Genomic DNA, 18,269 nt, shown 5'->3' on the forward strand with positions numbered 1-18,269 from the left:
TGCTGGGTCATGCTGCGCTCTGCCGGATGAGATCGTATCCCTGCGCCCGGACTTCCTTCCTGATGCGATCGAGGACTTCCCCCCGGAGCAGGTCGACGACGAGCTGCGGCGGTGTCGCCGGGTGCGACGGAGACCGCCAGGCCTTAACGGTGGCGGCTGGACGTCCGACGAATGCGGCCAGTTCCTCGCGGTCGAGCCGGAGCCGGTCCGCGAGAGTGATGAAATCTCGCTTGCGGTTGTCCATCACGCGGCCTCGTTCAAGGATCTGCTGTCAAGGAAGCTTCGCATCTGGGCGATGATAGCCTCCTCGATAGCGGTTGCCTCAAGCTCCTCTTCGAGATCTTTGGTAAGGAGGAGAAAGGGCCACCCTGTGCCGTCCGGCCGGTAAAGACCCAACGTGGTCAAGAGTGATTCCGGACCCGTCTCAAGGATGTCCCGGTTCGGGCAGTACAGCTCGCTCGCTTTGAACTGATCGCCGTCGATCTCGACGCAGCAGGAGATGATCGCGAGATCGTCGTAGTCGGCGACGTGAAAGTTGCTGAAGGCCATTTTTTTCGACATGTAGTGTCTCCTCTGGAGTTCTTGGCCGGGAGCCGCCCGGCATCGGGAGCGATGTCGCTCTCTGTCCCCTCCGGCTGCCGGAGGGGACAAGGCGGGGCATCAGGCTGCGAGAAGATGTGTGCTGACAACTTCGGTGACGGGGGTCTGAATCCAATCGCCGACGACCTCTCCATCTCGTCCGTCGGTGCCGACCATCGGGAGGATATCCATTGTCCCGCTGAGGATGCCCTCGCACTGCTCGTCATCGGTGCACTGTCCGAGGAGCTTGACGGCCAGTTCCCGTGCAGCTTGCTGCGCATCGGGAAGCGTGTCGTACGCGCCGCCGTCGTAGCTGCCCTGCTCGTTCTCGGAGGACCAGTAGACCTGCCAGCGAGAAGAAAGCGGCACATAGTCTCCGGCGAGGAACGCATCGCGTTTAGCGAGTAGCTTACGCAGAATGCGGTTGAGCGAGGAACACTCGCTGGGGTGTGCGTAGTAGTCGACAACTAGGCGCAGTGTCATGTATGCGTCGAGCCACTCCTGCATCTCTGCCCGGACCGCCTCGACGTCGCAGTCCACCCATGCTGCCAAGTTGCTGTCGTTGAGGTCGACGAGTCCGACCCGGAGGACCGCTTCTCTCTCGCCATAGACGGCGGCGATCTCGATCTCGACCAACTCCGTGTGGTCGACCTGCTGCAGAGCGAGGGCCCCGTCGAGCGAGACGATTTCAAAGGTGGAAAATCGCGTCATGTTGTTTCTCCCTGTTTCTCATTTCATGGCGTGCCGGGTTCCCTCCGACACCGGTTGCGTTCGCTCCCGATGAATAGAGGATGTGTCCTCGGCGGACATGGCGCAAGAGGAAATACAGGGAATTCAATTACTTGTACTTTGCAAATTACAAAGAACTCGGAATGCCTAGGGAAGGTCAACGAACTTTTTTACGCCAGAGAAAGAAAACGGCCGGATCAATGACCGGCCGCTGGATGATCTCGTGGACTTACGTTCATGCCGCTTTCTTGGCGCTTGTCTTCCTAGCCTTTACGGCCTTCTTCAACGGTGCCTGCCGCCGTTCCTGACGGAACTCCGCGTGCAGACGAAGTGCAACTCGCAGGGCGCTCTGCGTCTTCGCCGGAAGCTCCTGAAACGCTGCCGCTCCCTCCAGCTTCGCTACCTCGGCCGCGATCTCAGACATGATGCGGCCACCCAGAAGGCGCCGCGCCCGGTTCGCCTTTGCTCGGACATCCTCGACCGTCGAAGGAGCATGGCCTCGGTCTCGGAGCCACGAAGAGAAATCTCTCTCCAGAGCGGGCTGGGTCTCGCCGCGATGGCGCTGCAGGATGACAGTCGCGATGGCGCGGGCCAGCGGAACGGGTACCGCGTTTCCTCCCATGCGGTCTCGGTCCTCTAGGCCGCACGACGACCAGTCGAAATCGGCTGGGAACCCCTGCAGTGCGGCGACGAGGTCTCGCGTCAATTCGGATGGAGCACCGTCACCCTGGGCATCCGTTGAGATCGGTACGTAGTCTGGGGGAACTCGGCGAGCATATGTCGAGCGGACGGTCGGCGCGGGTTCGTCTGCCGACCAGATGCGTTTCTTGTGCATGTAGCGGGGGTGGACGTAGAACCGATCGCCGATGGCGTCACCGAGAACATCCCGTGCAGTCGTCGGCCTCCGTGATGCCGCGGCGACAAGCGCGTCCGTCAGGAAACCGTCTTCCTCGCCGAGGCGGCCGACGACGATCAGTCGTTCGCGGGTTTGGCCGACGCCGTAGAACGCGGCATCCAGAAGCTGGATCGTGAATCCATAGCCCGCGTTACGGAGGATCGCCTCGGCCTGCTGCCACGCCTTCGACTTCAGGGCGCCAGGCACGTTCTCCATGACGATCCACTCAGGCCTGACGATAGCGATGAGCATCGCATATGCGGCTGTGAGACCAGCCCGATCTCCTTCCTGACGCCCGCCCGCGGAGCTGTAGTCCTGGCACGGCGGGCCGCCCGCGATGACGTCGGGGCGCAGGCCGAAGAGGATCGGCGCGACCTCGGCGATGTTCTTGAGGTCAGCCACCCATGCATGCCGGCCGACATTGCGGCGGTAGACCTCGACCGCCTCTGGCCACGCATCGAGCGCGTGGACGATCTCGAACCCCGCCTGTTTGAATCCGATCGACATCCCGCCCGCTCCGCAGAACAGTTCCACCACTCGCATCGAAATACCTCTTCATGCCCCAGTGATCTTTCACTGGGGCGAAACCTCTGAAGAAATGGTGAGTCACGAATCCTTCCGGCGCTCCTTTGCCTCAGCAGCACCGCTGCGACGGTGCTCGTCGCGATGGGGACCACTGATCTGGAATGGAGTTGTGGTCCGCTCTTCCCAGAACGGAATCGTGGCCTGTCTAGACCGGTGGTTCGTCTCGACCCGTTTCCAGAGAATGTTCGCCCTTCGAACCAGCGGGTGCATCCTCTTTAGTGCTGCCTGGGAAACCCTCGTCTTGTCCGTGTGCGGCTTCTGCGCGTTCTCGATGACGAAGGCGATGGCTTCGTCGGCGGTGAATATGTTGGTCGTGCTGTACTGCATGCGTGTCTCCCTTTGGCGTTCAGTTGGTGAGGTTCCGGTTCCGGAGCCGCGCCTTGACAGGCAGCTTCCACGGAGCGGGTTCGTGATCGTCGGCAGCCGGCGGCGCGACGAAATTGGGGTTCTCCAAGACGCGGATGGAGGCCTTCGAGCCGTTGGGCTTCGGGAGGAATCCGCGAAGCTCCGCATAGAGATCAAGGCCGTCGTAGACGAGCTGGCTGACCTTGTGGCGGGACAGGACGTGACGTTCTGCGATCTGGCGGAGCGAGTGGCCGATGGCGAATTCTTCGGCGAAGGCATGATGAAGGCACTTGTGGTCACAGGCGTTGCGCCAGCGGTCGAGCCAAGTGCGTTCGACCAGAAGCCGGTCGAGCGGCGTCGGCTGCGTGATGCCGGAGGAGGCGCCCGACGTCATGCCTATGCGGACCATATCGAGAGCCTTGCAGCCAATGCCTTCTTCGAGGGCCGTGCGGATGCGCATGCCCGCGGGGATGCGGTGCGCATGGAGGCTGTCGGACATCAGGGGATCAGGAGTGAGGCGGCGGCGCGTCTCGCCGGTGCCGCGGTCGATCTCATCGTCCGTCACGCCCAGGGAGATGTTCTTCCCCTTGCTCTTCCGCTTCTTCGCCATGCCATTCCCGCCGTTCCCTCACACGAGGCTCCGGCGGCCGGCTGAAAGCTACAAGGAGAAGTTATTCGCGGGGCAGGACAACGCTGAAGGCGTGCTGGAGGCCGCGGAGGAAGCCGTAGGTGTAGTTGAGATCCGACTGCGAGCGAGCGGCGACTGCAGCGTCGGCAAACTCCTGCCGCGTCAGAAGTCGCGAACCGTGCGCCAAGCCTTCGTAGTGACCGGTCCTGTAGCTCCTGCCATCGTCGCTGCAAGAAGCCGCAAAAGCGCGGGCCGTCTCGATCAAGTGCATGAGAGCCGGGTGCGGGGGACGTTCGCCGGTCACGCAGCCTCCGGTGCGCGCTGACGGAACGGAACGATCGTGTCGTCGACTGATTTCTCGAGGACGCCGATGAGCTGCCGTACGGTTGCTTCCTCATCAGAATTCAGGAGCGGCGGTGCCTGGTAGCCGATGAAGGCGCCGGCGGCGTCGCTGTTCATCATGTCCCGGAGCTCTCTGCAGCCCGCTATCAGCTCACGAAGAGCGGCAGGGTGAGCGTAGACCGCGACATCCGTGTCGCCTGTCCGAGGATCGACGACCACATCTTCAACGTAGAACGTCTCTCGACGCGCGCCTCGGAGGACATCTGCGATTGCGCAGAAGCCGTCGTCGCAGTCCAGAAGCTGGTGTCGCTGGAAACGGTCCCACGCAGCGAGAAGATCGTACCACTGCCAAGCGAAGCCCACCCGATGGTAGATTATGCGCTCGTCAAGATCGTGATGAAAATAGTGCCGCCCGTTCGCCGCAATCTGGCGCATGCTACCCTCCCGTTCCCTGCATTAACGTTGTGACCGCCGGCGGAATGGCGCAACAGGAAAAAAGAGGCCGGGACAGGCCCGGCCAATCGGAAGGAGAAACGCGACCCCCCGGAGGAGGTATAGGCAATATGGTGGCAGCCGGCGGCGGGCGCCGCAAGGTCATTCGAATAGGTTGATCTGCCTGAGCGCGGATGCCTGACCGCGATAACGTGCCGCCAGCTTTAGAACCTGTTCCGCGGTCGTGCGGTCTTTCATCAGCCGGTCGACCGGGATACGAGACAGTCGGTGACCAAGGCTGGAATCCGCCTTGTTGAATCCGACGCCGTTTTGCTGCCGCGCTCCGTCCGCATCCTGCGCGGCTACGGATGTCAGGACATCGAGAGCCGCGGTGAGAACCGTGCGCCGACGTTCTTGCCGTTGATGTTTCTCGACCACCGACTGCGGTATGGGCAGGATGGGCAGGACGGCACCCATGCTCGGAACTGCGGTGTCGCTCGTCATCGTCAGCCTGTATTTCTTGCCTTTTGCACGCGCTGCGATTTTCTCGAGTGCAGTCTTCGGGCGCTTGAGGGTTACGCGCCGGGGCCCGAAGATTGCATCCAACGCGTCTCTACGAGCTTCGACGGATTCTCGATTCTCGGTTGCGGAGTAACGGGTGGAAGTGTCGTCCAATTCAGGACCCCGTAGTGACGATTTTCGACGGAGCCAGCATGCCGCGGAGTTTAGGGAGGTCCTTCCGGAACTGGAGCCGCTCGTGCGTCTTCCGCTTGGCGGCCTTTGAGTCGAAGCCGCGCGCTTCCAGCATACTGATCGCCGTCGTCACGACATCGAACAACGGTGCCGGAGCCTCATTGCGCTGCCCCAGTTCAACTAGCGTCGCTGCGAAGGCCGCTGCCAGCGCGACATCCACATGAGCCGCCTCTGGCCGCCGGATGGCTCGCTGCCCTGCACGCCACCGTTCGGTCTTCAGCCTCTTCGCCCCGTTCTCCGGCTTCGCTTCCCTCGGCATCTCGCACCTCCGCGTCCCTACGTGACGGTACCTACCGTCCCTACGAGACTTTCGGGCACGGAGCCGCAAGAGACAAAACCGCCGGCGTATCAATCGTTCGAGGAAGTCCGCCGTCCCTACGCGAGATTCCACCGAATGGCTTTATCCATGCCGCCGGTTATCCAACAGTCTTATCCTCTTCGGCGGCGTCGGAGACTTCACGGCCGCGAGTGCTGACTGGGCCTCCACGGGCGCACGGCAGTCGCAGTGCGAAGCACCACGAGGCCGAAGGCCGACCAAGCGGCAACCAGAAAAAACCCGATCCGGATACCCACCAAACGATGCCTCCGGGCCTTATCTACTTGGTATTTACGCGCGCGTACGCGAGAGGGGCCTGAAACGCCTTGCGCGGCGGGGATTCGTCCACATTCTTATCGTCCCACAATTCCCGACATTAGCGATACCTCACGGATGTCTTCGTCCCAAGATTCCCGGTTTCTCTGTCCAGAGAGGTATCATCGACGGACGAAGACGCAGATCCTGTTCGGTAAATTTTGGACGAAACCCTGCGCCAGAAGCTTTCGTCCTTAACGTAGCAGACTCGGGACGAAATAACGTCCATCGTTTCGTCCCCTCATACGAAAATATTGGACGAAGACCTTGCGCTGTGTTCCGCCGGCGACAATCATAGGTGCAAGAGGAGATCGGCCATGACGAAAACAGCATTCGCCCCCGGCCCGGTGGGCAGCCTTCTGAAAGCGCTGGGGATGCCCGGCCAGATCATGAGAGTCGCTCCAGAGTCCCCGAGGCCCGTCGAACTGCTGAGCAGCCTGACGGTGACCGGCGGGACGACGATGACTGCGGACGACGCCGCTCTGCACGAGCTGCTGATCTCCTTCGCATACGAGATCGACCGCGGAATGAACGGAGAGACGTCTGCGATCCCCATGAGCCACGTGCTCCGCTATTTGGGGCAGGATGCGCGTCGCGACCACGTGAAAGCGTCGCTCAATCGGCTGAAGATGACAACGGTCACTTTTCGCCATGACGGCGCTGTCTTCGAGGACGTGCCGTTGCTCGTGTCCTGGCTCCGAACGACGGATACGGCTGACGACATCGTGTTCCAGCTACCGGAGCCGCTTCGCATCGTGATGTCCGACCGCGCGCGCTACGCATATGTCGAGCTCGCGGCGCTTCCGGCAATGTCTTCCACTTACTCCTCGCGGGTCTACCGTCGTCTGGTTGCTGCCATCGCCGAGAGCGGCAAGCGGTGGGAAGCCGGCGGAGACAACGTCTTCCAAGTAACCGTCACTCCGGCGGAGCTGGCGGAATGGGTCTCTTTTCCTCGGAGCCGGGACGGTAGCCTGCATGTTGGCAAGCTGCGTGAGCGCGTCCTGTCCGTGCTCCCGAGGGACTTCGCTGCGGTCAACGCGTTCAAGTTATCTCTACTGACGCACGCGGGCAAGGGGCGAGGGAATCCGCTCGAGCGGATCGAGTTCCGACTTGAGCTTGCGGCACCCAGCAGGTTCAAGACCCGGCTCACAGTCGAGAAGGAAGACCTCCGGTACGTGGGCGGAAGAGACGTAGAAGATCTGCATGTCGAGTCGCTGCTCTGGATCAAAGCGGCCGCTCAGTTCGACGTCCCCGGCCGCAAGCTGCTCACGCCTCGCGATTGGTGGGAGTTATGGCTAGCTGCGCTGAACGAGATGAACAGCGGCGTTCCGCTGTCCCGGCAGTGTGATCAGCGTGTCTACCGCGGCGAAAGCCTCCGCGAAAGGATCGCCGCCGTCGGCGCCGACACCGCAGCCTGGGGCTTCGTGGCCGAAGAAGCCGCAGAACCTGACCTGTCGCTTCGGTCCCGCGATCAGATCCGCGACCTCGGCGCGGTCGGGCGTGAGGCTCGGGCAAGCCGCCTGACGGCAACGACAACGGCACCGGAGGAATCCGTTACATCTCCTGTAGCCGTCGGCTTCGACGAAGCGCGCGAGATCATCATCAATGTGGATCCGAGGCTCGACGCGGCGTCTCAGACCGCGCTCGTCTTCAAGCCGATCACTGATCACGTCTGGCTCGGTCGCTCTGCCGGTGCTGACAAGAAGACTCTCCGCGTGCGCTTCCTGGACGCGGGGCAACAGGACGAGTGGGAAGTCGAGCAGCCGATGATCGAGGACGACGTCACCGCTATCCTCGGGAAGATTGGCCCCTATCTCGTGGGTCAGCAGGAGTACGCAGCATGACCAAGACCACCCCGACTGCCGCTGAGATCCGTGCGAAGCTAGATGAGATGGCAAGGCCACTGCAGCGCGCGCACGTCCCCCCGTTTCTGCGGCCTCTGCTGTCCGATGCGGGGAAGGAGGAGATCGACCGCCTGTACGTCATCCTGCGCCGGTACACAGAGGATCACCTGCCGGGCTACCTGAAGAGCTGGATGAACACTCTCGTCTCCGGATGGCCCGACAGGTTCCCCGCGATCCACGCGGCCGACATCGCCCTCGACGGCATCCTGTCGAAGTCACTCCTGTCGTTGTCCGAGGGACGCCGCGTACCGTGGTATATAGTGCACGGGAGCTATAGCTGGATCGACGAACTGCGGCTCGGCCGTCCCAACGCGGTCTCTCTTCGGATCAGGGCAGCGTGGATCCTCAGCCACGGCGGCGGGCGGCTCAGCGCGGACGAGGAGATCGCCGCGTCTCTGCCGGATACCGTTTACACCGGCGAGTACGGTAGCCGGCGAGAGAAGAAGGACCTAGCCAAGCTGGCCCGGCAGACGACCCCATCGACCCGCCTGGACGAGGACCTGAAGCGCGTGGCTCAGATCGAGCGCCACATTCAAGACGACTCCCAGCGACGTCGGTACGAACAGCGCATCGCCGCGCTGACCGGCCGCCCCTTCTCCGCTGGAAGTCGCCCGGAGCCGGAACTGAAAGCAATCCTTCGCGAGGCCTATTTCGGAGCGAACCCCGACCGCGTAGGCCAGCCCCTGATGCGCCACGAGCTGTGGGGCTGGGGCGAGTAGCTCCTTGTTGACGCCCGACAAGAATGGCGTCTTATTGCCGGTCCCCAACTTCTAAGGAGACCGGCATGCCTCAGACCGCACCTTCTCCCCTGCAGACGAAGCCCTTCCGGAACAGACCGAAATCAGTCCCGAGGTGCAGGCCGTCGTTGACGCCTTCTTCGACCTCTACGACTGCGAAGAGCGCATTCGCGCGATCCAGGAGGAAATCCGCCGGCACCCGCACTTCAACGGCGACGATCGCGAATTCTTAGATCTCGCCGGCTAGAGTGCGGTGATGGAGATTAGGAAACCGACAGACGAGGAACTGGCTGTCGCACCACTGGTCGAGGAATGGGAACTCGTCCCTGCGGCGCTGCGGAAGTCCTTCGACCAGACGCGGCTGCACGGAGTATTCTACGGGCATCCGGAGATTGGTGAAGGACATCGCGGGTATTCGTCGGATGTCCTTCGGCTCGACGACCAGGAGCCGCCGCGGTGGGCTGTTTGCAGGAGCAGGATGTATCGTCTCGGACGGCGAAAATAGCGGGCTCCCAAGCATGCGGGGACCTGTTAGGTAAGGCGAAGAGAAGGAAAAGACGAAGATGAAGGTACTCCGAATAGCACCGATAGCCTGACGCCCACGCGGCGGCCGCTTTCGTATGTTCTATCCAGGAGTTCCGCATGACTTACGTCCGCAAGTTCTACACCTCTGACACCCATTTCGGTCACACCAATATTCTGACTATGCAGCCGCGTTTGTTCGCGAGCATCGAAGACCATGACGAGTTCTTGATCGACCGGTGGAATGCCGTCGTTGGCGAGGACGACATCGTCTTTCACCTGGGCGATTTTGCTATGGCGCTGCACGAGCGCGCTGACCGCGTGCGGTGGATTTTCTCTCGGCTCAACGGCCGCAAGTTCCTGATCGTCGGCAACCATGATGTCGACAGGCATGGGAACGCGCACGAGACGCTGCTGTCGTTGGCCTGGGAAGCGCCGCCAACCGGGTTCCGATTCACTGACGACGGTGGGCGCCGGATTGTGATGGCTCACTACGCCCAACGCTCTTGGCAGCACCAGATGAAGGGTGCCGTCCATTTCTATGGGCATTCGCACGGGCACCTTCCGGAGACCGGCCTGAGCCGGGATGTCGGCGTCGACATGCCGGACGTCGCCTACACCCCTCGAACTTTCAAAGAACTCACTGCGCACTGGGGGCTGAAATGACCAACGGCTTTCCGAAAGGCTTCGACCCCGACCAGCACCGCCTCCTCCGCACGCTCTACGGCGATCTCGTCCCGCCGCTGGAGATGATCTCCGTCCGCTCCGGCCTTTACGCCCTCGTCGACCATATGTTCGCACAGATCGGACGCCTGCCGCACCGTCGGGATCTCCGGGTGGTCCGGATCGAGAGCCGCAACGCCGGCTGGCTGGAGATTGTCACGACCGGTGGAGCTGCTGGAGCCGGGGACATCATCGCGGATGCCGAGGAGGCCGCTCGCCGCACATGCGAGCACTGCAGCAAGCCCGCCCGCATGGTCGTCAAGGTAGGCCTCGAATCCTTGCTGTCTGCTCCCGATGTCGTGCTGGGCGACCGCCTCCTGTGTACTGACTGCGCCGACGCCTTCCGGAAGGAAATCGGATGATCGAGCTTGAGCGAATTCGTCCGGAGGTGCTGCGGGGATCCTTTCCGATGGTCTGCGGTGACTGTCGGTACACTGACGTCGGAACCGGATGGCGCGGGATCGTTTGGCAGATGTGCTTGGATCTCGAGCGGCTGCCTGCCGGATCCGTAAAGATTACCGAGCTGGGCGAGAAGATGGGTGGTCTGCGTGTGTCGATGCACACGGATGGGCTCTCGCCGGAACAGGAAGCCGCGGTGCGCCTCGCGAAAGTCCTCGCCGAGGAGCGCAGCCGCTATCTGTGTGAGGTCTGCGGGGAGATCGGCTCCATCCGTCGGCCGCCGGACGGTAGTGCTGAGTGGCTCCGTTGCCGCTGTCATCGTCATATGCCCCGCGACCAGACGGCGTGGCCTATCATTCGCCGAGAGCGTCGACATCGTATCGGTGGCCAGTACTGGGTCTACGATCATCTCCTGGACCGGATGCGCGTTGACGAACTGACTGCGGAGAAGATCTACCAGACCTACCGTGGCATCCTCTCGGTGGGCGCCGTCGACCACGTCCCAGTCGGCTGGCTAGCCATCCTCGACGAATACCTTCGTGCCGCCGCAACGTCGATGGAAGGCGCTGACTTCCGCATCCAGCGGATCGTTGAAGCCCATGGGGGTCTTGATCTCGAGTCTACGTCGCGGCCGATGTCCATGACCGATCCGCGCTTCGATTCACTCGAGCGCCTCGGCATCCTCCTCGAAGCGAGGAGCCTGACGACCTGTCGCGAGTGCGGACGGCGCGGGCACGGCTACGCAATTGATGGAGACATCCAGACACTCTGCGACGACCACGCAGTGGGGACGCTCATCCGGGAGCGCGACCTGGGATTCGTGCGTGCTACGCTCGACGGTTTTGTTCGCTACGACATCGAGACGGATTCTCTCGTGGACGTCGAACATCCGGCTGGAGACGCGTAATGACCGGGTCCCGCGCAATGTTCTCACGCCATCCGCTCGCTCAAGGTAGCCTCTACGTCTCGTGCGACGACGGTTGGCTCCCGGTGATTGACGATTGCCTAACGCGTCTTGAATCCTTCGGCGTCCCCATCGAGATCCGGCGCATCCGAGAGAAAATGGGCTGCTTACAGATGTCCATCGTGGCACCAACCACGCTTCCAACGGAAAACAAAATCCGCTGGGCGGACATCATCCGAGCGGCGGAAGAGACAGCGCTGAAGACCTGCGAAGTTTGCGGTGCGCCGGGGCGGCTCCGGGTGTCGGAGACGGGTACGTACGCGACCCGATGCGATCTACACGAGGTGATCTGATGACTGTCGCGATCCGACGAACATCGCGCGAACTGCTGCATGCGGCAATAGAACGCCATGTCCAGCACCTCCTCGACGTGCACGTGGAGGATTTCGGCAAGGAGGACGATGTTGTCCTCAGAATGGTCGGATGGCACCTAATCAACAGCGGCGACAGGGAAGCTTTCCGGTCGGGTCGGAAGTTACTCGATAAAGCCGCAAACGGGCGCCTGCACCCGCCGCCGCACCCTCGGTGGTGGGTAGGACCGTCTGCTGGTGCGCTCGATCTCGCCGGGCTTCTTGACCCATATTCCGTCGAGCTGATGTGGATCGACGGCAGGCCCCAATGTCGAGTGGGGGGCCGGCTATGGGTTCGTGATGATGACCGTGACTGGCGATGGTATCCGCTCCTGCACGTCGACAGGCATGCCGACGCCGCCCGTACCGATGTCTTCTGGATCCGGCTGGGAAGGAGGATGCACCATGCAGTCTGATCTCGACTACACGCGGCTCATCGAGCGGATGACGCCTGCGATGCACGACTGCGTCCGCGGCTTCCTTCTCAAGTACACCGGTGACCCGGCTCCGCACGAAGAGGACATCGAGCAATGGGTGCGGGACGATCTCGACAACCATGTCGATGAGCTCACATTCGAGGAGCGAGAACTCGTCGAGGCTCGTCTCCTGCGCACGATCCGGATGCGTCTCAATCACGGAGGTCTTCGTGGCGTTCATTAGCCTGCAAGAAGCCGCCGGCCGCCTCGGGGTATCGCTGTCGTATCTGCGCGATCTCCTCGACCGCGTCGACAGGATCCCGACCGTCCTCGATGCCGAAGGCGCCGATTTCTGGACATCGACAACAGGTGTGATCCACGAGCGCGATCTCCGGACATACGAGCACATGCTCCGCCATCGTCGCTTCGTGAGGCTCCGCGAGCGATATGCGGATGTCCTCGTCGAAGACGCCGTGCTGGCGATCCGGCCGGGATGGAAATCGATACTCGAGCACGTCTGCGATCGCATTCGCTGGATGCCAGCGCAGTGGAGCATGCGGCTCCGGAAGGCGAAGGAGCAGTCGGGATACCTAGTGCTTGGGTTCGAATATGATCGGGATCAGCCGGCCGCGTACAATGAACTCGAGCGGCTCCGGGAGGAGATTAGACTGATGTCGCTCGCTGTCTGCGAGGAATGCGGTCGTCACGGAAGGTTCCGATACAGCCCGAGCCGGAGCCTTACACTGTGCGACAAGCATGCGCGGCTCGCGGAGCCGGTGCTGCCGGGGGATGGAGTGATCGCAGACCCTGCATCCGACGGCGCATTGTTGTCGGAGCTGCCGCATGATTGAGATCAAAGTCGGTCGCGGATGGAGTGCTATCATTCTTGATGCCGTCGTGATGGCCTCCGCACTGGGAGCTTGGACTTTGACGAGGGCCACCCGCGTTCATGGTGCTCTTCATCTGTCTCACACAGGTCTTGTTTATCTTACAGACAAAGAACTCGATAACCTGGAAGGCTGGAGACAGGTCGCACGCCTCCGGTCGTACTACACATGCGAAGTCTGCGGGCGTCCGGGGCGGCTTCGGATCGGAAAGACCCGCGCACGCGTCTTCTGCGGTGGACATGCCCACCTCGTAGGCGAGCTTTGGCCGGAGCACGATGGCAAGATCTTCGAGCTCGACAACGCGTGTCAGCGGTTCTCGCCGCCGGCCGGATACGGCGACGAGATCCAAGAGCGAGAGGATATCCTGCGCCGTTGGTCTGAGGGACAGGCAGAGATGCGCGACGTCTGCGATTTTCTGCGGATTGACCGAGCGGAGGTCTATTACAGCTCCCTCGAGCTTGGCTTCAGGATTCATCTGGTTGAGCACCCACATGACGAAGAGCATGACGAAGAGCTTGCTCAGCTCCTCGGTAGCATCCCGGAAAACACTCGGCACTGATGAGGATGGACGCCGTCTCGCCCCATTGGTGCTGCATGTCGCCAGCCGCGCGCAGGAAGAAAGGATTCACCTTACTTCAGCGTTCACCAAACCGGGGAACTTCTCGAAAACCGTTTTCATGTTCAGTCGCAAGCGAAAGCAGGAGACCGAGTATGCCGCTCAGAATGGACCTACGACGTTACCTTCCTGGTGACGACGACTACTTCTACGACGACGGGAGGCCGGACGGAGATTCTGATCTAGTCGATGTCGATGCTGAGATGGCTGCGGTGGCGGAGGAGTTCGACCGCATCGCGCAGCGTGACGAAGACAACATGCGGGAGGCGTTCGACCTTGTAGAAGTAATCCGTAGGTCTCTGGATGAGCCCAAGCTTCGGGAACCGCACGAGAGCGAACCGCTGTCGATCGCGGAGGCCTGCTGTCTGCCGGAACTGGGCGGCAAGCTTTACGTGGAACACGAAGGCATCCCCAGTCGGCACATCACGGCCAAGGCGCTCTACGAAGAAATCAAGGCGGGGCGCCTTCGGCGTGTCCCGCCATTCAAAGCCGGGAAATTCCTGGTCTCGCGTCAGACGATCAAAGAGTGGACAGAATGCCAAGACGACGCCAGCCTCCGCATCTCATTTGGATCAAGCCGAAGTACAACAAAGACACCGGAAAGCTCCGGGCGCACGGCTACTGGGCCATCGCCGATGGAACGACCCGAATTAGCACAGGCTTCGGCCTTGAATGTCGTGAACAGGCTGAGGCAGCGCGGCTCAAGTACGAAGTAGAGCAGCACGCCAAGAGGTCAGTTCATGAGATTGTCGAAGAACGCGGCCGAGGCGTGCGCGAGGTCTTCGTCGTGGATCTCATTCGATTTTTCATCGAGCGCCATGAAGCCAAGATCCAGGCGAAATCGAAGACGAAGCTCCGTGATTACCTGAATATGATAGAGCGGCTGATCAAGTTTTGGGGTGGCAAGACAGTCTATCAGATCAACGAGAAGACGATCGACGAGTATCAGAAGAAAGCCCGTGCCGGGAAGCCACTAGCTGCATCAACAACGCTTCGTGAACTGGCCGAACTTAAGTCGATCATCAACTACGGGATCCAGAAAGGGCTGTGTGAGCTGCGCGGTCACATCGTCGATTGGGAGCTTCCACCTCCACCCGAGCCGCGGATGACATTCTATACCAGATCGGAAATCGCCAAGCTCGTATGGACCGCATACCGCCGAAAGAACATGGCGATGGGAAAGCCTGGGATAGGTATCCATACATCGAAGCACATTGCCCGATTCTTGCTGATTGCAGTCAAGACGGGGACCCGTGCCGAGCGCATCGAGCAAGCATCTTTTAAGAACCACGCCGACCGACCATGGATCGATCTCGAGAACGGGATCTTTTACCGTGCTGGAGTGGCAAACAAGTCTCCGGTCAACAAGCGCGCGGATCCCGTTCGCATCCCTGACGACCTTCTGTCGCACCTTCGGCGTTGGGCGAAAGAGGGAGACGACGTCATCAAGTCCACGCGTGGAGTAGGTTCCACGCGCAAGGGTTTCTTCAACCTTAAGCATGAGGTCCTCTCGAATGAACGTGCGAAGGTCGTCAACCGTCACACATGCAAGCACACCTGCGCCTCATGGCTGATGCAGAAGCGGGTTCCGCTGTCGATCATTGCAAGTTACCTATCGACGACCGAAGAAGTGATCCTCCGGCACTATGGGCACTTCTCGCCTGATTTTCACAAAGAGATCGACGATGCGCGACGGACTGCACGCCGTCAGCAGATAGACAAACTCGCACAGAAGAAAGCTGCATGAAGCTTATGAACGTATGGCAAGGTACTGCTACATTTCTGTTGGGCGTAGCGGTCGGGGGTGTAGCGATCGCAGCAGATGGTTACCACCCCGCTCCGGTATGCGGCCTTCGGTAAATTCGACCCCACATTTGTCGAAGTCCAGGATGTCGACCGAACTAAGACACCCAGTGTGCAGGGTCGCTCGTTCAACAACGAGTGGACTGCTGTCGGTGTCGCTCCCGGCGACTTCCAGAAGACTGGGCTACGATCACCAACTACCATCGTCTTCAACGGCAAGCCGGTCCAGAACCTGACAGCTCTCATAGACACTGGTGCGGATTAAACTTACGTCGACGAACGGATTCTTATCGGAACCGGTGCCAAGCCCCTCGACGAAGGAATCACGACCGGCGGCCCCAACAGCGCTCCAGTCGTATCAAAGGTGTATGAAGCCGAAGTCTGGCTCCCTGGCGAGAGGCTGTTCCGGACAAAGGTACTTTCCGCACAGTTTGGAAAGCAGGACCAAGTGCTTATCGGCCGGAATTTGCTCGCCCATATGCGGCTTGAATGGGACGGTCCGCGGAACCTTGCGCGGATCGCCTATCCCGAATAACAGAAGACCACGTCTCCGGATATCTCCGGAAACAGCGTGAAACAGCGGGAATCAGGAGCAGTTAGCGGTGACGAGAATCCCAGACTTCTGGGGTTTCTAGCTTAAGACCCCAACCTTCGTAATGATGGGGTCACGTGTTCGAGTCACGTAAGCGGCACCATTCCATCCTGTGAAATAGACCGGTAAAGTGATATCCGTCATGCATCATGACAGGATCGCCGCCCGCGCGCTAGAGCACCGGACTGAAAACAGTCCTCAGTGTGATGCTCTAGATTTTTGTTTTTGCATCGGATTTTTCCGAAAACCGGTTCCCACTTGTCGGTCCGATGCTCGAGGCGGGGGTGAGAGGGCGCGTCTGCCGCGTTGCCCTGTCGTTCCGACGTTACCAGCGGCCGATCTCAGCCTGCGTCGTCCCGCCTGCCCGCTTCCAAGCCGCCGCCGCTGACGCCGCCACGCAGTTCACTCTTGGATTTCTTGAGAACGGGAACGGTCGCAACGGGCTCGTCGTCCTGGTCGCCATCCTGCGCCTGGAGCGTGTCGAGCCGATGCCGGATGGCAAGGGCGTAGATGACGTCGAGCACATGCTTGTCGTTGACATCGGGATCGGTCAGCGCCAGCAGCGCCGCACGCACGAGCTTCTTGCTGGTCGTCTTGGGCACCCGCTTGCGGACATGGTCATAGAGCTGCTGACCGCTCAGCCCGTCGGTGGCGCCGTCGATCAGCGCCTCGTAAATCTTCTTGCGTGTCTCGCTCATGATCCCTCCTTCGTCGCGAAAAGTCGCACGGGCACAATGCGCTCGCCCTTGCAGGCGTTCCACAGTGCCGGGTCACGGAGCATAGACATGGATTGCGCCGGACCGGAAGGCGGGCTTCCGGTCCGGCATCGCGATCCGTCGCTTGAGGATCAGAAATCGCGCTGCAGGCGGATCGTGCCGCCAAAGGCGTCGCCATCGCCGCGCAGGCCGTGGAACTTGGTGTAGGTCAGTTCCGGCTGGAGGCTGAGGCCGCTGGCAACCGCATATTTGACATTGAGGGCGCTGGCAAATGTGCCGTCTTCCTCGTAGGCGACCTGGCCGTTCAGCGAGGCCTTCGGCGTCATCTTCGCGGTGAAGCCGCTCCACACGGCCCAGTCGCCATTCCAGGAGGCAAAGAAGTTGCGCATGCGGGTGTTGCCCGGGCCGCGCTCATTGTCCCAATCCGACTGATAGCCACCCATGACGAAGATCGAGAAGGCTTTCGTCAGCGTCAGATCCAGGCGGGCCTTGCCCGCGAAGGTTTCCGCCTCGGTATCATAGCCGCCGATCAGCGAGAGACCACCCCAATCCTGCTTGAGCTTCAGGCCGGCCAGCGTGTGCGGCCAGTCATTGGCGCGGTAATAGCCGGTCGGCTCGGCGGCATCGCCGGTCTTGTAGGAGCCATTGCCCTCTTCGAGACCGACCAGGGCGCTGAAGCCGTTGGCGCCCTTATAGACGTAGCTGATCTGGTTCGTGCGCGGCGGCGAGTAATCGATGACGTCGTCATTGACCACGTTGCCGGCCGAATCCAGCCACTTGTCGAAGCGGGAGTCGGAATAGCCGGCACGGAAGCCGCCGAGCTCGATATAGGTGCTGATCAGCGTGAACTTGGAATCGCCGTTCTGCACGTCATAACGATGCTCCATGAAGCCATGAAGTTCGCCATATTCGGTGTCGGAAGCCGCATCGAAGCGCAGCGTCGCGCGCGTGTGCGGCGCCCATCCCCGGTTGATGCCGTCAAAGGGGCTTTCCCCATTGATCGAGTCGAACCGCACATAGCCGCCGACTTTCAAGCAGGTTTCCGTGCCGGGAATGTAGAAATAGCCTTTGCCGAAGGCGTCGCAGACGCGGACATAGCTCATCGGCTCTGGCGAGGCGGCAACGATGGCGTCAGCGGCAAAGGCCGAACCTGCAAACAAAGAAATGGCCGCCACATTGGCAAGCAAAGCGAATTTCATCATATGTGCCCCCTGTCCTGGCGCCGGGCAAACCACAGTCCGAACTGGTTCGCGCCCGCCGTGTAAAGGCGCTTAAGCTTCGGCCATGAAGGGCGGATGACAGATCCGTGATGCTGCAAGAAGCGGCGACGGCGTGTCACATATTTGGCACGGCGCCTGCGCCCAGGCGGTGTGATGATGGCGAAGGTCACAGAGAAAGCCCCCTACCCCCAAACTTTCCCAAAGGTCAGCATTCCTTCTGCTGGCCTGGGCGCAGGTTAAGACCTCCTCAAGGCAGCTCGGATCGAAGCGGATCGACCTGAATGCGGCGTAGCCTTGCCGATCCTAAGCAAAATTTCCTCCCTAAAACTAACGATGACAGCAAGATTCGGCTTAACCGCCGATTAGCGAAATTTTCCTAACGATCTATAGCAGAATTGCAGCTTGTTTGCTGCTATTGACTAATCTTTCTCGAGGGCCATCATGTCCATACTAGAGAATATGCGCATCCAGACAAAGATACTGGCAATCACCATCCTGTTT

General features: G+C 60.9%; 24 protein-coding genes. 12 read left to right on the forward strand and 12 right to left on the reverse strand.

Annotated elements, in window-relative coordinates; all coding sequences use genetic code 11:
• Positions 1-7 precede the first annotated feature (7 nt).
• The 9 genes from BJF92_RS20115 to BJF92_RS20160 form a co-directional block, all read right to left on the reverse strand.
• A complete protein-coding gene (locus tag BJF92_RS20115) occupies positions 8-244 on the reverse strand; it encodes a hypothetical protein (RefSeq protein WP_075636530.1) in 237 nt (78 codons plus the stop codon).
• A complete protein-coding gene (locus BJF92_RS20120) occupies positions 244-561 on the reverse strand; it encodes a hypothetical protein (protein ID WP_075636531.1) in 318 nt (105 codons plus the stop codon). Before BJF92_RS20120 ends, BJF92_RS20115 begins: the two co-directional genes overlap by 1 nt.
• Before the next feature lie 99 nt (positions 562-660).
• Positions 661-1,290, reverse strand: a complete 630-nt coding sequence (locus BJF92_RS20125; RefSeq protein ID WP_075636532.1) for a hypothetical protein — start codon at positions 1,288-1,290, stop codon at positions 661-663.
• Between the two features lie 253 nt (positions 1,291-1,543).
• Positions 1,544-2,746, reverse strand: a complete 1,203-nt coding sequence (locus BJF92_RS20130) for a DNA cytosine methyltransferase (RefSeq protein WP_075636533.1) — start codon at positions 2,744-2,746, stop codon at positions 1,544-1,546.
• 63 nt (positions 2,747-2,809) lie between these two features.
• Complete coding sequence (locus tag BJF92_RS20135) at positions 2,810-3,115, reverse strand: hypothetical protein (protein WP_075636534.1); 306 nt, start codon at positions 3,113-3,115, stop codon at positions 2,810-2,812.
• 19 nt (positions 3,116-3,134) lie between these two features.
• Entirely contained in the window at positions 3,135-3,743 is a 609-nt protein-coding gene (locus tag BJF92_RS20140; RefSeq protein ID WP_075636535.1) for a hypothetical protein, read from the reverse strand.
• A gap of 318 nt (positions 3,744-4,061) precedes the next feature.
• On the reverse strand, positions 4,062-4,538 hold the full coding sequence (locus tag BJF92_RS20150; RefSeq protein WP_075636537.1) for a hypothetical protein: 477 nt from the start codon (positions 4,536-4,538) through the stop codon (positions 4,062-4,064).
• A 159-nt stretch (positions 4,539-4,697) separates the two neighbouring features.
• Positions 4,698-5,210 carry a hypothetical protein gene (locus BJF92_RS20155; protein WP_143524120.1) on the reverse strand — a complete coding sequence of 171 codons (513 nt, stop codon included), beginning with the start codon at positions 5,208-5,210 and terminating at the stop codon, positions 4,698-4,700.
• Position 5,211: 1 nt separating this feature from the next.
• On the reverse strand, positions 5,212-5,448 hold the full coding sequence (locus BJF92_RS20160) for a hypothetical protein (protein WP_143524121.1): 237 nt from the start codon (positions 5,446-5,448) through the stop codon (positions 5,212-5,214).
• Positions 5,449-6,236: 788 nt separating this feature from the next.
• Between BJF92_RS20160 and BJF92_RS20165 the strand changes: the two genes are divergently transcribed.
• The 11 genes from BJF92_RS20165 to BJF92_RS20210 all read left to right on the forward strand — a co-directional run bounded on the left by BJF92_RS20165 (position 6,237) and on the right by BJF92_RS20210 (position 13,380).
• Positions 6,237-7,763, forward strand: coding sequence for a replication initiation protein (locus BJF92_RS20165; protein WP_075636540.1), 1,527 nt, complete (start codon positions 6,237-6,239; stop codon positions 7,761-7,763).
• A complete protein-coding gene (locus BJF92_RS20170) occupies positions 7,760-8,542 on the forward strand; it encodes a hypothetical protein (protein WP_075636541.1) in 783 nt (260 codons plus the stop codon). The genes BJF92_RS20165 and BJF92_RS20170 overlap by 4 nt, the downstream gene beginning before the upstream one ends.
• Positions 8,543-8,675: 133 nt before the next feature.
• Positions 8,676-8,807: a hypothetical protein gene (locus BJF92_RS26275; protein ID WP_280938392.1), complete on the forward strand. Its 132-nt coding sequence runs from the start codon at positions 8,676-8,678 to the stop codon at positions 8,805-8,807.
• Positions 8,808-9,202: 395 nt separating this feature from the next.
• Entirely contained in the window at positions 9,203-9,748 is a 546-nt protein-coding gene (locus BJF92_RS20175; RefSeq protein WP_075636542.1) for a metallophosphoesterase family protein, read from the forward strand.
• Positions 9,745-10,167, forward strand: coding sequence for a hypothetical protein (locus BJF92_RS20180; RefSeq protein WP_075636543.1), 423 nt, complete (start codon positions 9,745-9,747; stop codon positions 10,165-10,167). The genes BJF92_RS20175 and BJF92_RS20180 overlap by 4 nt, the downstream gene beginning before the upstream one ends.
• Positions 10,164-11,111, forward strand: coding sequence for a hypothetical protein (locus BJF92_RS20185; RefSeq protein ID WP_075636544.1), 948 nt, complete (start codon positions 10,164-10,166; stop codon positions 11,109-11,111). The genes BJF92_RS20180 and BJF92_RS20185 overlap by 4 nt, the downstream gene beginning before the upstream one ends.
• The gene (locus BJF92_RS20190) at positions 11,111-11,461 is read left to right on the forward strand and encodes a hypothetical protein (RefSeq protein ID WP_075636545.1); all 351 of its coding nucleotides are present in this window, start codon (positions 11,111-11,113) and stop codon (positions 11,459-11,461) included. The genes BJF92_RS20185 and BJF92_RS20190 overlap by 1 nt, the downstream gene beginning before the upstream one ends.
• Positions 11,461-11,934, forward strand: a complete 474-nt coding sequence (locus BJF92_RS20195) for a hypothetical protein (protein ID WP_075636546.1) — start codon at positions 11,461-11,463, stop codon at positions 11,932-11,934. The genes BJF92_RS20190 and BJF92_RS20195 overlap by 1 nt, the downstream gene beginning before the upstream one ends.
• Positions 11,924-12,178 carry a hypothetical protein gene (locus tag BJF92_RS20200; protein WP_075636547.1) on the forward strand — a complete coding sequence of 85 codons (255 nt, stop codon included), beginning with the start codon at positions 11,924-11,926 and terminating at the stop codon, positions 12,176-12,178. Before BJF92_RS20195 ends, BJF92_RS20200 begins: the two co-directional genes overlap by 11 nt.
• Positions 12,165-12,785, forward strand: a complete 621-nt coding sequence (locus BJF92_RS20205; protein WP_075636548.1) for a hypothetical protein — start codon at positions 12,165-12,167, stop codon at positions 12,783-12,785. Before BJF92_RS20200 ends, BJF92_RS20205 begins: the two co-directional genes overlap by 14 nt.
• Positions 12,778-13,380 (forward strand): hypothetical protein, encoded by a 603-nt coding sequence (locus tag BJF92_RS20210; RefSeq protein WP_075636549.1) that lies wholly within the window; start codon positions 12,778-12,780, stop codon positions 13,378-13,380. Before BJF92_RS20205 ends, BJF92_RS20210 begins: the two co-directional genes overlap by 8 nt.
• A 239-nt stretch (positions 13,381-13,619) precedes the next feature.
• Here BJF92_RS20210 and BJF92_RS25350 read toward each other — a convergent pair whose 3' ends face one another.
• Positions 13,620-13,838, reverse strand: a complete 219-nt coding sequence (locus BJF92_RS25350; RefSeq protein WP_143524122.1) for a hypothetical protein — start codon at positions 13,836-13,838, stop codon at positions 13,620-13,622.
• A gap of 134 nt (positions 13,839-13,972) precedes the next feature.
• On the opposite strand from BJF92_RS25350, the gene BJF92_RS20220 reads away from it, so the two are divergent.
• Positions 13,973-15,184 carry a tyrosine-type recombinase/integrase gene (locus BJF92_RS20220; protein ID WP_143524123.1) on the forward strand — a complete coding sequence of 404 codons (1,212 nt, stop codon included), beginning with the start codon at positions 13,973-13,975 and terminating at the stop codon, positions 15,182-15,184.
• Positions 15,185-16,173: 989 nt separating this feature from the next.
• On the opposite strand, the gene BJF92_RS20225 is transcribed toward BJF92_RS20220, so the two are convergent.
• Both BJF92_RS20225 and BJF92_RS20230 read right to left on the reverse strand, forming a co-directional pair.
• Positions 16,174-16,530, reverse strand: coding sequence for a hypothetical protein (locus tag BJF92_RS20225; protein ID WP_075636552.1), 357 nt, complete (start codon positions 16,528-16,530; stop codon positions 16,174-16,176).
• Positions 16,531-16,679: 149 nt separating this feature from the next.
• Positions 16,680-17,750: a porin gene (locus BJF92_RS20230; RefSeq protein WP_075636553.1), complete on the reverse strand. Its 1,071-nt coding sequence runs from the start codon at positions 17,748-17,750 to the stop codon at positions 16,680-16,682.
• Positions 17,751-18,269 lie beyond the last annotated feature (519 nt).

It is taken from the genome of Xaviernesmea rhizosphaerae, assembly GCF_001938945.1.
GTDB classification, from domain to species: domain Bacteria; phylum Pseudomonadota; class Alphaproteobacteria; order Rhizobiales; family Rhizobiaceae; genus Xaviernesmea; species Xaviernesmea rhizosphaerae.